Source organism: Ignavibacteriota bacterium (assembly GCA_016708125.1).
Classification (GTDB): Bacteria; Bacteroidota; Ignavibacteria; order Ignavibacteriales; family Melioribacteraceae.
Genome location: JADJGF010000001.1, coordinates 1,415,692 through 1,432,382, shown reverse-complemented (window position 1 = coordinate 1,432,382; position 16,691 = coordinate 1,415,692). Strand labels below are relative to the sequence as shown.

Annotated in this window: 10 protein-coding genes; 3 read left to right on the top strand and 7 right to left on the bottom strand. The window is 32.7% G+C overall.

Annotation, left to right across the window (positions count from 1 at the left end):
- Nucleotides 1-42: 42 nt before the first annotated feature.
- Nucleotides 43-3,297 carry a glycosyl hydrolase gene (locus IPH62_06435; GenBank protein ID MBK7104903.1) on the bottom strand — a complete coding sequence of 1,085 codons (3,255 nt, stop codon included), beginning with the start codon at nucleotides 3,295-3,297 and terminating at the stop codon, nucleotides 43-45.
- A gap of 165 nt (nucleotides 3,298-3,462) precedes the next feature.
- On the opposite strand from IPH62_06435, the gene IPH62_06430 reads away from it, so the two are divergent.
- Nucleotides 3,463-4,878, top strand: coding sequence for a T9SS type A sorting domain-containing protein (locus IPH62_06430; GenBank protein ID MBK7104902.1), 1,416 nt, complete (start codon nucleotides 3,463-3,465; stop codon nucleotides 4,876-4,878).
- A 34-nt stretch (nucleotides 4,879-4,912) separates the two neighbouring features.
- Here IPH62_06430 and murQ read toward each other — a convergent pair whose 3' ends face one another.
- The 4 genes from murQ to mnmE form a co-directional block, all read right to left on the bottom strand.
- A complete protein-coding gene (gene murQ, locus IPH62_06425) occupies nucleotides 4,913-5,842 on the bottom strand; it encodes an N-acetylmuramic acid 6-phosphate etherase (GenBank protein ID MBK7104901.1) in 930 nt (309 codons plus the stop codon).
- On the bottom strand, nucleotides 5,839-6,519 hold the full coding sequence (rsmG, locus tag IPH62_06420) for a 16S rRNA (guanine(527)-N(7))-methyltransferase RsmG (GenBank protein MBK7104900.1): 681 nt from the start codon (nucleotides 6,517-6,519) through the stop codon (nucleotides 5,839-5,841). Before rsmG ends, murQ begins: the two co-directional genes overlap by 4 nt.
- Before the next feature lie 14 nt (nucleotides 6,520-6,533).
- Complete coding sequence (gene mnmG / locus IPH62_06415) at nucleotides 6,534-8,411, bottom strand: tRNA uridine-5-carboxymethylaminomethyl(34) synthesis enzyme MnmG (protein MBK7104899.1); 1,878 nt, start codon at nucleotides 8,409-8,411, stop codon at nucleotides 6,534-6,536.
- A gap of 139 nt (nucleotides 8,412-8,550) precedes the next feature.
- The gene (gene mnmE / locus IPH62_06410) at nucleotides 8,551-9,909 is read right to left on the bottom strand and encodes a tRNA uridine-5-carboxymethylaminomethyl(34) synthesis GTPase MnmE (GenBank protein MBK7104898.1); all 1,359 of its coding nucleotides are present in this window, start codon (nucleotides 9,907-9,909) and stop codon (nucleotides 8,551-8,553) included.
- Between the two features lie 224 nt (nucleotides 9,910-10,133).
- Between mnmE and clpB the strand changes: the two genes are divergently transcribed.
- Nucleotides 10,134-12,755, top strand: coding sequence for an ATP-dependent chaperone ClpB (gene clpB, locus IPH62_06405; protein ID MBK7104897.1), 2,622 nt, complete (start codon nucleotides 10,134-10,136; stop codon nucleotides 12,753-12,755).
- A gap of 103 nt (nucleotides 12,756-12,858) precedes the next feature.
- Here the strand turns inward: clpB and IPH62_06400 are convergent, their stop codons facing one another.
- On the bottom strand, nucleotides 12,859-14,001 hold the full coding sequence (locus tag IPH62_06400) for a CoA transferase (GenBank protein ID MBK7104896.1): 1,143 nt from the start codon (nucleotides 13,999-14,001) through the stop codon (nucleotides 12,859-12,861).
- A gap of 355 nt (nucleotides 14,002-14,356) precedes the next feature.
- Nucleotides 14,357-15,355: an isoaspartyl peptidase/L-asparaginase gene (locus IPH62_06395; GenBank protein ID MBK7104895.1), complete on the bottom strand. Its 999-nt coding sequence runs from the start codon at nucleotides 15,353-15,355 to the stop codon at nucleotides 14,357-14,359.
- Between the two features lie 96 nt (nucleotides 15,356-15,451).
- Here IPH62_06395 and IPH62_06390 point away from each other — a divergent pair, with 96 nt between their 5' ends.
- A complete protein-coding gene (locus IPH62_06390; GenBank protein MBK7104894.1) occupies nucleotides 15,452-16,555 on the top strand; it encodes an aminopeptidase in 1,104 nt (367 codons plus the stop codon).
- The last annotated feature ends 136 nt before the right edge of the window (nucleotides 16,556-16,691 follow it).

Here is a 16,691-nt window from a genome sequence, read left to right as displayed (position 1 = left end):
AGAGATCCGATCTTTTGAAAAGATCGGATCTTATAAGTTATTTTACTTTAATTTCAACTCTGGTAGTTTTCCCGGAATTGCTGGAGTATCTAGATTTTCCAATTTCATTTCCAAATTAAAAATATCAACCTTGGAAATATTTTTTATTTTTTCATAAACTTGCGGAAATTCTTCTGCCAAAACATCGTAAGCAACTTTTTCTTTTTTTGTAATTGGCTCCGTTGATCTATAATGCGTATATCTTAAAACATCGAGTCTTTCATTTATTGTAACCGGAGACGGCGGATTTTCTTCAGTGCTTGGGAAATTAGTTTGACGACTAAATTTTAGAGAAATATCATTTAACTCATTTTTTATTTTATCGACTTCATTAAGTAATTCGTATGATGTTCCAGGAGTTAATAAAATTACTTGTTTCATTTTATCAACTTTTGAAATCATTTCTTTCAAAAAGTTTTCTGTTCCCGTAATTGTTCTAGAAAGTTCGTTTACTTTTTTCTGAAACGAAACCAGTTCTTTTTTTTCCGCAGAAGCTTGATTTTTATCAATTGGAACAATGTTAAATTCCATCGGCTCGGAAAGAATTTTCTCTCCTTCTCTTGATATAATCGAAAGCGTAGCTTTATATTTTCCTGGCAGAACCAAAGTACTGCTTCTTGGTTTTGCATTTGGATCAAATTTATCTTTTTCGGTTAAGGGATTTGGACTTTCATATCTCAAATTCCAAACTTCTCTGTTAATTCCTTTTTTTGCAGATTTAGAAATTTTTCTAATTACGTTTTTGTTTTCATCAGAAATTGTAAAAATTAAATACGGTGAAATTTCATTTTTCTCAATCAGCAGTTCGTCATTTGTCGGCTGAGGGATTTTCTTTCCGTCTTTAAATAATTCTTTCTCTTTTTCCTTACGAATTTCTTTTAAAGTTTTTGGAACTTCTTTTAAGTAATAAGTAAAAGTTGCACCAATCTCCGGATTTTTAGCTTTGAAATATGTGGTTCCTTGTCCGTATCTTCCGCTTCCTTCTATAAACCACAAAGCATCTTTTACCGGAAATAATTTTGCTTCATTTTTAAGTGTGTTTTCATCAACATTTCTTAAAACGGAATAATTATCAAGAATATAAAATCCTCTTCCGAATGTTGCGATAACCAAATCATTTTCTCTTTTTTGAATTGCAACATCTTTTACAGAAATTGTTGGCAAATCTCCTTTTAATTGATTCCAACTTTTTCCACCGTCGTTTGTGAAAAAGAATCCAAATTCGGTTCCGACAAATAACAACTCTGGATTTACAAAATCTTGCTCAATTGTTTGAACGGCTCCATTTTGGGGAAGATTGCTGATTATTGATTTCCAAGTTTTTCCTTTATCCAAACTTTTAAAAATGTATGGTTTAAAATCATCTCGTTTAGTATTATTAAATGATGCAAAGACAATATTCTCATCAAATTTTGATGGAAGAATATCGCTCACATAAGTAAATTCCGGAACTCCTGAAACTTGAGAAGATTTTCGCCAAGTTTTTGCATCTTCCGTAATTTGAATTAATCCGTCATCCGTTCCGGCGTAAAGCAAATTTTCTTTTATTGGTGATTCGCTGAGAGAAATTATTGTTCCCCAAAGCGATGTTGATTTATCTTTTGCAACGCCATCCACGCTCCAAAATTTATCCATAACTTGCCAAGAATTTCTATCGGTTTGGGTTGTTAAATCATCACTAATTGTTTCCCAGCTATTTCCTCTGTCTTCACTTTTAAAAACTTTATTTGCTGCACAGTAAATTCTTGTTGATTTGTGCGGACTTATAAATAGCGGCGTATCCCAATTCCACTTATAAGTTAATTCATCCTTTCCGGGTTCCGGTCTAATATCAACAGCTTCTTTTGTAATTTTATTATAACGAACCATGTTTCCATATTGTGCTTCGGCATATACTGTGTTTGGATCATTTGGATCAACAGCAGTCCAAAATCCATCGCCGCCGTTTGTAATAAACCAATCGTCATTAATAATTCCATCGCTGCTAATTGTTCTTGATGGTCCGCCCATACTGTTATTATCTTGAGTTCCGCCAAAAACATTGTAAAACGGATAATCATTATCAACGTTCACTCTGTAAAATTGTGTGATTGGTAAATTTTCTTTGAAGTCAAAAGTTTTTCCATTATCAAAAGATTCGTAAATTCCGCCGTCTCCGCCAATCATAAAATGTGAATTATCATTTGGATCAATCCACATCGCATGATCATCAACGTGTCTGTTTTCAATTCCAATGTTCGTCCATGTTTTTCCTCCGTCAACCGTAACTTTTGAATAAACATCCATTAAATAAACTTTTTCGGGATTTATCGGATCGCAATAAATTTCATTAAAATATTGTCCCGAAGAAAATTGATCACTCATTTTTTCCCAAGTTGCTCCGCGATTTGTTGATCTAAAAAATCCGCCTTTATCATCTGCGGCTTCAACACTTAAGTAAATGTATTCCGGATTTGCTGGAGAAATATCAATTCCCATTCCGCCTATATCTACCTTGGGTAAACCTTCCATAATTTTTTCCCAAGTTTCACCGGCATCAACAGATTTATAAACTGCCGATTCTGGTCCGCCCCCAATTTTTGTAAATGCGTGTCTCCTTCTCTGTTCCGATGTTGCATACATTATATCGGGATTCTTCAAATCCATTATTACATTATTTACTCCGGTGTGTTTGCTGATATCCAAAACTTTTTTCCAAGTTTTTCCGCCATCAGAAGTTTTGTATAAACCTCTGTCTCCGCCCGGTCCCCAAACAGAGCCTTCCGCCGCAACAAAAACAATATTTGTATTTCTTGGATCAATTGCAATTTGTCCTATTTGGCGAGAATCTTTCAATCCCATATTTTTCCAAGATTTACCGCCATCAATGGTTTTATAAACTCCATCGCCATAACCAAGCGCACGCTGGTGATTGTTCTCTCCCGTTCCCGCCCAAACTACATTTGGGTTTTCAGGATTGATTGCCAAACATCCAATTGAATATGCTCCGTATTTATCAAAAATTGGTTCAAACGTTGTTCCCCAATTTGATGTTTTCCAAATGTTTCCGCTTGCTACTGCAACATAATATTCGTTTTTATTTTTAGGATTAACTTTAATATCCGCAATTCTTCCCGACGTAAACGCAGGACCTATACTTCTCCATTTTAATCCGTCAAAATTTACTTTGTTTGTGTCTTTGCTTTTTTCACTTTCTTGTGCAAAAAATGTTATTGAAAAAATTAATAAAATTATAATTGTTGATGTTTTTTTATTCATGATGTATTCAAAATAAGTTAGAAAAATGGTTAATTATTTTTAACCTTTAGATGTATTAAAAATAAAAATGTTTATAAAAAAATCATACTTAAGATTATGTAATTTTTTAGTTTGTGTTTCTTCTAAATGTTTAATTTGAAAACATAAAAATTTTAATGGTGAATTATGATTCATAAAAAACTTGCAATTGTTTTATCCTTGTTTACACTGGTTGTTTTCTTACGATGTGATTCGTTTGCATTAAATACAATTTCTGCAGATAATCCAAATTTTCAATTTACCGGAAGAATGGATTTTTCCGATTCCACAAAACCAATTATGTATTGGCCCGGAACTTATATCCGTACAAAGTTTGAAGGAAAATATTTAATGGTGATTTTGGATGATCAAACCGGTGAATCTTTTTATAATGTTTTCGTTGATGAAAATTATGATATTCCCATAATTATTGATTGTGACCCCGGACAAAAAAGTTATTTGGTTTACGCAACTTTAAAAGATACGGTTCACAGTTTATTAATTTTCCGAAGAACAGAAGCATCAACCGGTCCAACAAAATTTTTGGGAATTCAAATTTTAGATAATAAAAATATTTTTCCGCCAGCCGAAAAACCAAAACGAAAAATTGCATTTTATGGAAACTCAATAACGTGCGGAATGGGAAACGAAGCTGCCGACAATGCCGACGATGATAAAATGAAAGATGAAAATAATTTTACAGCATACGGCGCAATTACTTCTAGAATATTAAATGCAGATTATATGTGTACTGCAAAAAGTGGAATTGGAATAATGATCAGCTGGTTTGATTTGATTATGCCGGATTATTATTACCGATTAAATCCGGATGACCCAAACATTCATTGGGATTTTGAAAAATATATTCCCGATGTTGTGGTTATTAATTTATTTCAAAATGATAGTTGGTTAATTAAGAATTTAAACCCCATTCCGGATTCTTCTCAAATTGTTGAAGCCTATGAAAATTTTGTTAAACAAATTAGAACGGCGCATCCAACATCTTTAATTATTTGCGCTTTAGGAAGTATGGATGCAACAAAAATCGGTTCTCCTTGGCCCGGATATATTCAGCAAGCGGTAGAAAATCTTCGCTCTGAAAATGATTTAAATTTGGAAACGTTCTTTTTTCCTTTTGATGAAAATTGGCAGAAGCATCCGCGCGTTCGGCACCACCAAGAAATGGCAGATAGTTTATCAAAATTTATTAAACTAAAAATGAATTGGGACGACGAAGAGCCGGTAAACATTGGGTTAAATGAAAATCCGACAAATCCGGAAAAATTTATACTTTACCAAAATTATCCAAATCCGTTTAATCCGGTTACTAAAATTAAATATGAAATACCTCTTAATTCCGTAGTGAACGAAAATTTTCGTTCACTACAAATAAAGATTTATGATGCCTTGGGAAAAGAAATTTCAACATTGGTAAATCAAAAATTGCTTCCCGGAAACTATGAAACTGTTTTTGATGCAAGTAGTTTGTCCAGCGGAATTTATTTTTATAAATTATTTTCTGAGGATTTTTCTATCACAAAAAGTATGGTTTTACTTAAATGACTTGTATATTTTATAAGCTGTAAATTTTAAGTTTTTATTTATTTAGATTTACTGCTTTTCTTACGAAGCCATCCGTTTTTTCTAATCTTGATTTTGCTTCTTCAAAACTTACATTTGCTAAAATCATAACCAACGCAGATTTAACATGATAATTTGAGGCTTCTAAATGTTTTGTTGATTCTTCATAATTCAAGCCGGTAATTGTCATAACAATTCGTTTTGCCCGCTCAATCAACTTCTTATTGGTCATTTGCAAATCAATCATCATATTTTCGTATGTTTTTCCAAGTCTAATCATTGATGTTGTTGTAAGCATATTTAAAACTAATTTTTGAGCTGTTCCACTTTTCATTCTTGTAGATCCCATAACAACTTCGGGACCAACATACGGACAAATTGCAATGTCAACTTCTTCAATATTAAAAGTTTCTCTTGGTGTACAAGTAATATAAAGCGTAGTTGCTCCCAATTCTTTTGCTTTTTTAACAGCGCCAATTACATACGGCGTTCGCCTGCTTGCCGCAATTCCGCATACGATGTCTTTTTTTGTAACTTGTGCAAATAAAATATCTTTTGCTCCGTTTTCTTCTAAATCTTCCGCGCCTTCTTGCGCCACAAACATTGCTTCCTTTCCACCAGCAATAAATCCTTTAATTAATTCCGGATCGGTTCCAAAAGTTGGCGGACATTCTGAAGCATCAACAACTCCCAATCTTCCGCTTGTACCTGCGCCAAAATACAAAAGTCTGCCCTCGTTTTTTAATGCTTCGACTATTTTTTCAACTGCTTTTTCAATATACGGAAGTTCCTTTTCCACAGCTTGCGGAACTAATTTATCTTCTTCGTTTATAATTTTTAAAATTTCTTGGGTTGATAAAAAATCAATGTTTGTTGATTTTGGATTGCGTTGTTCGGTTGCTAAATTACTTATTTCTTGGAAAAGTTTGGAATTGTCTAAACTCATTTTGTAATTTCCAGTAAAACAAGCTTTTTTCCTTTTACGTTTCGCAAATTTGATGGTTTATATGCAAGTTCAAAAACCGTTGATTTTTTAACATGAGGTTTATACTTAAGAATTGCCGTGTTAAATTCTTCTTCGATATCTCCGCCTTTAATCGCAAAAATGTATGCTTTTTCTTTTATTAATGGAATAGAGTATCTGAATAAAATAATTAGTGGAACCGTTCCCCTGCTAATTATTAAATCGAATTTATTATTATACTGCTTTTTAAATTCCTCGTCTTCAACACGCGCATTTTCCGCAATAACGTTACTGAGTTTTAATTTGTTGATAAATTCTTTTACTGCGTCTATTTTTTTTCCCGTCGAATCAGCTAAAACTCCCTTTAACATTGGCTTTGCAATCGCAAGTGGAATTCCCGGAAATCCGCCGCCGGTTCCAATATCTAAAAAATTACTTACGTTTTCCGGAAGATATTCTGTTACAAACCACGAAATAAAAATATGGTTTTCGATTATATTTTCTTCATCTTTTCTAGAAACCAAATTTAATTCTTGGTTTTTCTTTACCACCTGCTCTGCAAAGTGAGCAAGTCTTTCAATTTGATAATCGCTTATACTAAGCTGGTTTTCCCAAAAAAGAGTTTTTAATTCTTTTGTGTAATCCTTTCTTGTTTTCAAGCAACACCTAAATTTTAACTTTTTAAATATACTAATAAAACAGAAATATCAGAAGGCGAGACACCCGAAATTCTTGATGCCTGCCCCAAAGACCTTGGTTTTATTTTGTGTAATTTTTCTTTTCCTTCGGTTGAAATTGTTTTAAGTTTTAAGTAATCAAATTCTATGGGAATTTTCAAATTCTCCAACTTTTCCATTTTTGATATTAAGTCATGTTGTCTCTGAATATATCCTTCATATTTTAACTCAGTTTCAATTTGATTTAAAATCTCATCGTTTCCCAAAATTGATTTGATAATTGGATGTTTTTCAGAATCGGCAAAAAGAAGCAAATCTTTTAAATTCAATTCTGGCCGCTTAACAAGTTTGTTTAATGTTTCTCCGTTTTCCAATAATGTTGAATTTTTATTTTTCAAAAGTTCATTTACCGAACTTGGTGTAAATTTAATTTCGGATGCCGTTTCAATTGTTTTAGAAATTAAGATTTCTTTTCTCTCTAATTCCTTAAGAAATGCATCTTCAACCAAACCAATTTTATGCCCATATCTTAAAAGTCTTCTATCCGAATTGTCTTGACGTAACAGCAATCTGTGTTCGGCTCTGGAAGTAAACATTCGGTACGGCTCATTTGTTGATTTTCCAACTAAATCATCAATTAAAACACCAATATATGATTCACTTCTTTTTAGAATTAATTCTTCCCTTTTCTGAATTTTTAAAGCTGCGTTGATTCCTGCTAATAATCCTTGTGCCGCAGCTTCCTCATATCCGGATGTTCCGTTTACTTGTCCGGCAAAATATAAACCTTCAATTAATTTTGTCTCAAGAGTTAAATCAATTTGATACGGTGGAAAATAATCATATTCAACTGCATATGCTGGTCTAACCATTTCGGCGTTTTCTAATCCCACAATTGAATGTAACGCCTCTAACTGAATTTCTTCCGGAAGTGATGATGAAAAACCATTTAAGTAAACAAGCGGATCGTTTAATCCTTCCGGCTCAATAAATAGTTGATGTCGAGGTTTGTCTGCAAAGCGTACAATTTTATCTTCAATTGATGGACAATATCGAGGACCAACCCCGCTTATAAGTCCGGTAAAAAGCGGAGATCTATCAAATCCTTTTTCTAAAATTTTATGAACTTTTTCATCTGTGTATGTAATATGACAACTAACTTGAGGAAGTGTGGGAAAGGTTTTTCTATCTGTTCTCATAGAAAATGGTTCGGGATTTTCGTCTCCCGGTTGTTCTTCGAGAATTCCAAAATTAATCGAACTTGCTAAAATTCTTGGCGGTGTTCCGGTTTTTAAACGATCTGATTTAAATCCTAAAGAATTTAAATTTTCTGTTAATCCCGTTGACGCGTTTTCACCAAATCTTCCGCCAATTGTTGAGTTAAAACCGGTATGCATTTTACCATTTAAAAAGGTCCCAGCGGAAACAACAACCGCTTTACATTTTATTTCTATTCCTATTAAAGTTTTAACACCAACAACTTTTTTATTTTCAACCAAAACTTCAACAACGGAATCCTCAATAATTTCCAAATTCCCCACTGAATCAACAATCTTTACCGCTTCTTCGGAATATAATTTTCTATCGGATTGACAACGTCCCGCCCAAATTGCAGGACCTTTTGATTTATTCAAAGTTCTGAATTGAATTCCGGATCTATCGGCAATAATTCCCATAACACCCCCAAGAGCATCTATTTCATGAACGAGATGTCCTTTTGCGCTTCCGCCGATTGCAGGATTACACGACATTCTTCCTAACGCATTTTTTTCCATTGTTATTAAAGCAACAGAACTTCCCGTTTTGGCTGGAGCGATTGCAGCTTCAATTCCGGCGTGTCCACCACCAACAACAATTATATCAAATTCTTTCATATATTTCTTTCATAATAATTCTGATTTTTGACACCAGACTTTAGAGTTGTATACCATTTTAATCTTTTCAAGCGTTTCACGTGAAACAATTTTCTAAAATTTATTGTTTTGGTTTCACGTGGAACGTTTTTTCAAAAAATTATTTTCCAATACAAAATTTTGAAAATATGTTATTCAAAATGTCTTCTGATGTGACTTTTCCAATTATTTCACCAAGTGCGCTTTCTGCGTTTCTTAAGTCAACCGAAATAAACTCTCCGCTTAATTTTTCATCTATGGAATCAATAGATTTAAGCAAATGCTCTTTTGTTTTTTCTAAAGCAGTTTTGTGTCGGAGATTTGAAACAATTGCGCTTTTCTCGCTAAAGGTTTCGGATCCAAAACTTTTTTCTTTTAGTGTTGACAAAAATTTTTCTATTCCTTCGCCCGTCTTTGCAGAAATTCCTATTTGTTCGTTGTCTTCAACTTTTTCATTTAGATCAATTTTGTTTAACACAAAAATTATTTTTTCTTCTGTGGTAATTAATAAAAGCTCGTTATACAAATCCTTTGGAAACTGAGAATTAACATCGGAAATTAATACAACTATGTCCGCGTTCGAAACAGCATTTCTGCTACGCGAAACTCCTTCCTTCTCGATTTCATCTTCAGAAATTCTTATACCGGCCGTATCGAAAAGCCTAAATAAAATTCCGTCAATCGAAACCTCTTCGCGAATTACGTCTCTCGTTGTTCCCGGAATGTGACTTACAATTGCTCGCGATTCTTTAACAAGATAATTTAACAAAGAGGACTTTCCAACATTTGGCTTTCCAACAAAAACAACGTTTATTCCATCAACCAAAATCTTTCCGAATTTATAACTATCAATAAGTTTTTCAATTTCATAAACAATGTTTTTTATTTCTTTCTTAACATTATCAAACGAAACAAACTCAATATCTTCTTCCGCAAAATCTAACTCAAGTTCAATTAACGAAGATGTGTTAACCAAACTTTGTCGTAAACTATCTATTTTCTGCGAAAGTAATCCATCAAATTGATTGCGCGCGCCTTTTAAAGATGCGTTTGTTCTCGAATTTATAATATCAATTACAGCTTCCGCTTGGGATAAATCTATTCTTCCATTCAAAAAAGCTCGCTTTGTAAATTCACCGGGTTCTGCAAGTCTTACGTTTTCTTTAATCAGTCTTTCCAAAATTTTGTTTGTTACTAGCGGACTTCCGTGCGTGCTAATTTCAACAGAATTTTCTCCGGTGTAGGAGTGCGGATTTATAAACACCGAAACCAAAACATCATCTATTTCTTCGTAGTTATTATCAACAACATTTCCGTAATGAATTGTGTGTGATTTTGCACTATTTAAATCTGTTTTTCCCTTAAAAATTTTTGAAACCGAAACGATGCTTTCCGGGCCGCTTACACGAATAACCGAAATCGCTCCTATTCCAATCGGTGTTGCAATTGCGGCTATTGTCTCTTCATTAGAAATTAACATATTTTCATGCTGTTTAATATTTTACAAAATTTATTTAAACAAGGCAGTAAATTTAACATTAATAATTTAGAATAACAATTGCATACGCCTTCTAACTTATTATATTTAAGTGAGTTACAGATGTTGTTGTCTGAAAAAACCTTTCGTTTAAGCTTAAATTAAGTTTGCTGAAACTTTTTATTTAATATTTTTGTTAGATGAAAAAATGAAATTGTGAGGAAAAAATGTCTTTTAATTTAAATAAACTAACTATTAAGGCTCAAGAGGTTGTGCAAAATGCCGTTGAAATTGCACAAAATTATAATAACCAAATTGTTGAGCCGGAACATATTTTGGCTTCGATGCTGCAAGAAAACGGCGGCGTTGCGGAATCTATGATTCAAAAAACCGGTTCGAATGTTTCTCAAATGAAAATTAAAATTGGTGAGTTTTTGGAAACTTTGCCCAAAGTAACCGGAGCGGGAATTGGAAATCAGCAATTATCACAAAATACTGCTCGGCTTTTTGATCGTGCTGTAACCGAGGCAAATAATTTAAAAGATGAATTTGTTTCAACCGAACACTTGCTTTTGGCTCTTGCGGAAGATTCGGGAAAAGTCGGTGATTTGTTAAAGAAAAATAATATCACAAAAAATGTAATTCTATCGGCGTTAAAAGATATTAGGGGAACTCAAAGAGTAACATCTCAAAATGCGGAAGATACTTACGAATCGCTAAAAAAATTCGGCAGAAATTTAAATGATTTGGCTCGCTCCGGTAAGCTTGATCCGGTTATTGGTCGTGATGAAGAAATTAGAAGAGTTCTTCAAGTTTTATCACGAAGAACAAAAAACAATCCCGTTTTAATCGGCGAACCCGGGGTTGGAAAAACTGCAATTGCAGAAGGTCTTGCGCACAGAATAATTTCCGGTGATGTACCCGAAAATCTTAAAACTAAAAATATAGTTGCGTTGGATTTAGGGGCGCTTGTTGCTGGAACTCAATACCGCGGGCAGTTTGAAGAACGTTTAAAAGCAATAATTAAGGAAGTTCAAAATTCAAACGGAGAAATAATTTTATTTATTGATGAAATACATCAGTTGGTTGGCGCGGGAAAAACAGATGGTGCAATGGATGCGGCAAATATTCTTAAGCCGGCGTTGGCTCGCGGCGAGCTTCATGCAATTGGCGCAACTACGCTTGATGAATATAGAAAACATATTGAAAAAGATGCTGCGCTTGAAAGAAGGTTTCAACCCGTGATTGTTTCCGAGCCAACCGAGGAAGATACTGTTTCTATTTTACGCGGATTAAAAGAACGATATGAAGTTCATCATGGTGTAAGAATTACAGACGGAGCAATTATAGCCGCGGTTCAACTTTCAAACAGATATATTACTGATAGATTTTTACCGGATAAAGCAATTGATCTTATTGATGAAGCAGCATCAAAATTAAGAATAGAAATTGATTCAATGCCGGAAGAATTAGACGTGCTTGAAAGAAAAGTTAAACAAATTGAAATTGAGCGAGAAGCTTTAAAAAGAGAAAAAGATCAAGAGTCTATTCAACGATTGGAAGAACTATCTGCAGAATTAAGTAATCTTCAAGAAGAAAGAAATTTATTGCGATCACATTGGAATTTAGAAAAGAATAAAATTAAAATTATTCAAACTTTAAAAAGTGAGGTTGAAAATTACAAGATTCTTTCTGATAAATATGAGCGCGATGGAAATTTGGGGAAAGTAGCAGAAATTAGATATGGAGTAATTGCTGATTTAGAAAAGAAATTAAAAATAGAATCCGAGGAACTTTCTAAAATTCAAAAGTCGAGTAAAATGTTAAAGGAAGAAGTAGATGCCGAAGACGTTGCTGAAGTTGTTGCAAAGTGGACGAGAATTCCCGTTAGCAGAATGTTGGAAAGCGAAAGAAGTAAACTGATCAGAATGGAAGATGAACTTCACAAAAAAGTTGTTGGACAAAACGAGGCTGTTTATGCTGTGGCAAATGCGATAAGACGATCTCGTGCCGGTTTACAAGATTCAACAAAACCAATTGGCTCTTTTATTTTTATTGGTACAACCGGTGTTGGAAAAACAGAACTTGCCCGTGCCTTAGCAGAGTTTCTTTTTAATGATGAACACTCAATGATAAGAATTGATATGTCGGAATATATGGAAAAACATTCCGTTTCCCGATTAGTTGGTGCGCCTCCCGGATACGTTGGATATGAAGATGGGGGACAATTAACCGAAGCGGTGCGAAGAAGACCATATTCCGTTGTGCTTTTGGATGAAATTGAAAAAGCACATCCCGATGTTTTTAATATTTTGCTCCAAGTTTTAGATGATGGAAGATTAACAGATAACCAAGGAAGAACTGTTGATTTTAAAAATACAATAATTATTATGACCTCCAACTTGGGTTCTCATTTGTTTCAAGAAAAACTTCACGAATTTAACGAAGAAAATTATGAGGATATTTTAAGCGACTTGAGATTAAAACTAAGTGAACTTTTAAGAAGAACTATTCGACCGGAATTTTTAAATCGTATTGATGAAATTGTTTTGTTCAAACCATTATTAAAAAGCGAACTTAAAAATATTATTGATATTCAACTTCAAAAAGTGGTAATATTGCTTGCGGAAAAGAATATAAGCTTGGTTATAAAAGACGAGGTAAAAGATTTTCTGCTTTCTATTGGTTCTGATATAACCTACGGAGCACGACCACTTAAAAGAACAATCCAACGTCACTTGATAAATCCACTTTCTACTGAATTATTAATGAATAAATTTTCTTCCGGAGATACGGTTTTTGTGAATTATTTTGGCGATGGAAAAATTAGTTTTGTAAAGGATGAGTAATTGTAAAGACGTTGAAACGTAGAAACTTTTTTGTAGGGAATGAATATTTTCACTCCCTATTTTTTATATATCAAAGATGGCAACTTTTAAACTCTGACCAATCTTACTTTATTAACCTTAAAATTTCTTTTCTGTTTTCATCTAAGTGCGGCGGTGGAGAAAGTTTAAAGTATTTTTTGTTATCGATTTTTGATGCGTTGGTTCTTACTCCAAAATAAATTTTACCATTTTTTTTATCACTTAAAATTAATTCCTTCGCTTGTTTTTGCTCAAAAACTTCTTTCATGTTTTTTATTATTGCTGCGGGAATTTTATTTTTATCTAAAATTTTTATTGTTTTTTTTGAATCAACTTGGCATATAATTTCAGAAATTATTTTTGATAATTCCTCTCTAAATTTAACTCTCTTAAAATTTGTTGAGAATTTATCTAAATTGATTTTATAATTTTTATCAAACTTTTCGCAAAATGTTTTAAACTGCATGTCGTTTCCAATTGCAAGCAGAATGTGTTTTTTATCCTTTGTTAAAAATATTGTTCCATATGGAAAAATATTTGGATGGTTTGAGCCAACTCTTTCTGGAATAATTCCAACATTTAAAAAGTTTGATGCTTGGTTTGCTAATGAAGAAATTCCCGCATCCAAAAGTGAAACGTGAACAAAACTTCCTTTTCCGGTTTTTTGTTTTTCAATCATCGCCAAAAGAATTGCTTCTTTAATTTGATGTGCAGCTAAAATATCAATTAGCGCAACGGGCATTTTTAGCGGCTCGGTTTCGCGTAAGCCATTCATATACATAAATCCGGAATATGCTTGAATTACAGCATCAAACGCTGTTCGTTCGTCGTTTAATCCAAATCCGGTAATTTGCGCATATATTATTTTGGGATTTATTTTCTTAATCGATTTGTAATCTGCCTTAAGTTTTTTGTCATCACCAAATTTAAAACTTACCGTAATTATATCAGAAATATTTACAAGCTCAATAAATATTTTATAATCTTCTTTGTTTTCTAAACCAAGAGAAATGGATTTTTTTCCCCAATTAACGGAGCAAAAGTAACTTGATAAATCACTTTGCTGATTTTCTTGCGGGAGTTTCCAACTTCGCGTTACATCGCCGTTTGTTTTAGGATTTTCTACTTTAATAACATTTGCGCCAAGTTCTGCAAAAAACATTCCCACTGATGGTCCGGCTAAAACTGAGGAAATTTCTAAAACTCGTAATCCTTTAAAAATTTTCATGTGTTAATATGTTGTTTTAAAGTGTTGATAACTTGAGAGTATTTTGTTAGTAAGTTTGACTTATTCTAACGTTTGTTGAAATACTATTCTTATCTGTAATTTATTAACAATATGGTTGTTAAATTTCTTTTGTTTTTATAATGTTTTCTAATGAATTTGGGGTTATCCACATATTAACAGACTTATTATTTATTATTGTTTAAAATTAATTAAAGGAATTAATAATATAGTGTGTTGATAATTTTATGTTTTTCTTCTTCTTAATCATAATCTTTCTCTTAATCTTACTTTGCTTTTTTTAAAAGAAATAAAAACTGAGTAAGATTAGGATTAAGAGCAAGATTAAGATAAAAAATTATTTATATAACTCAACAACCGAACTTTCACCGCTTTTTCTATAACCTCTAAACATTCCATCTGTATTAAACGACATTACAATATTTCCTTTATTGTCAATTCCGATAATTCCGCCAAGAGCATTTTGTTTTTTTAACTTATCATTAATTACATATTCTGCAGATTCGGAAAGTGAAAGTTTTTGATATTCCATTAATGCGGAAATATCATAAGCCACAACATTTTTAATAAAATATTCTCCTTGTCCGGTTGATGAAATTGCGCAAGTTTTATTGTTTGCGTAAGTTCCGGCTCCGATAATTGGAGAATCGCCAACGCGACCGAATTTTTTTCCACTTAATCCACCGGTTGATGTTCCCGCAGCTAAATTTCCTTTTTTATCAATTGCTACACAACCAACAGTTCCGTGTTTTGATTTTTCAGTTTCCTTACTTTTATTATATTCATCAACATTTTCTTGAGTTTTGAAATAAGAATTTTCAACTTTTTCTAAACCAAATTCATCAGCAAATTTTTCTGCTCCATCACCAAACATTAAAACATGCGGCGAGTGTTCCATTACAAAACGTGCTAAAGTAATTGGATTTTTAATATGCTTAATTCCCGCAACACCGCCGGCGCCAATGTTTTCACCACTCATAATTGAAGCATCTAATTCTACATTTCCTTCATTATTTAAAACTGCACCCTTGCCGGCATTAAATAACGGAGAATCTTCCAAAATTCTTATAGCGGTTTCTAAGGCATCAACCGAGCTACCATTCTTTTCCAAAATTTTATAACCTTCGTTTAACGCCTCTTCTAATTTTAAAATGTATTCTTTTTCTTGCTCCGGAGTATATCTTCCTTTATAAATGTAACCGGCTCCGCCGTGAATAACCAAGGCAAAGTCTGTTTTACTTTTTTCAGATTCTTCAACATCATTATTTTTAATTTCTTTTACGCAAGAAACCCAGAGAAGCGAAAAGACAAAAACGAATAATATTTTATAATTCATAGGTTTGTTCCCAAAAAATTAATGCAAAATTGAATATGTGAAAATAAATATTTTTATTTTATCATAAGTTGAAAATAAATTTTAAATGAGGCAAACTTGAAAAAAATAATTTTTATAATTCTTCTATCCTTTACATTAATATTTGCACAAGAAAAACAACAATTTAAGAATTTAGAAATTTTAAAAACCACGCCGGTTAAAAGTCAAGGAAACTCGGGAACTTGCTGGGTTTTTGCAACAACTTCTTTTGTTGAAACAGAATTATTAAGATTAGGTTTTGAGGAAACAGATTTATCGGAAATGTTTACGGTAAATCATAAACTTTTATCAATGGCAGAAAATTATGTAAGATATCACGGGAAAGCTAATTTTGGCGAGGGTGGACAAGCTCACGATTTACTAAATGCCGTAAAAAAATATGGAATGGTTCCGGAAAATATTTATTCGGGAAAAAATATTGGATTGGAAAATCATAATCATTCTGAAATGACAAACGTTTTGCAAGGAATGTTAGACGGAATTTTAAAAAACGAAAATGCAAAATTAACTTCAAAATGGAAAGAAGCCGTAGAATCAGTAATTGATACTTATTTAGGAAAAACCCCGGAAACTTTTAAGTTTAATGGAAAAGAATATTCACCAAAAACTTTTGCCGAATTAACAAAATTTAATCCGGAGGATTATGTTGAAATTACATCCTACACAGATGCGCCGTTTTATGAAAAAATTATTTTGCCTTTGCCGGATAATTGGACACACTCAGAATATTATAATATTCCAATAGATGAAATTATTGAAACTATTGAAAATGCAATTAAGAAAGGTTATTCTGTTTGCTGGGATGGAGACAGCGGAAGAGATAATTTTTATAGAGAAGAATGTTATGCAGTAATTCCGGATGAAAAAATTAAAACAGATTCTCTAACTCCCGAAGTTGAAAAAGTTATAACCCAAGAAATGCGACAAACAGCATTTGAAAATTTTGATGTAACGGATGATCATTTAATGCATATTGTTGGAACAGCAGAAAATCAAAACGGAAAAAGATTTTATTACACTAAAAATTCTTGGGGAACGGAAAAAAGAAAATTTGATGGATTTTGGTATATATCGGAAAATTATATTAGACTAAAAACCGTTGCGATAATTGTGCACAAAGATTCAATTCCTAAAAACATTAGAGAAAAAATGGGAATTTGAATTAGATAAAAGAAAAAACAAATCAAAAAAATAATCATATAAAAAGCGCGTAAACACCCCAAAAATTAAACTTTTTACAAATCGGCGTTGTCTAAATATCAAAAAGATACAGTTTAAAGGGAACAATTTTGCTCTT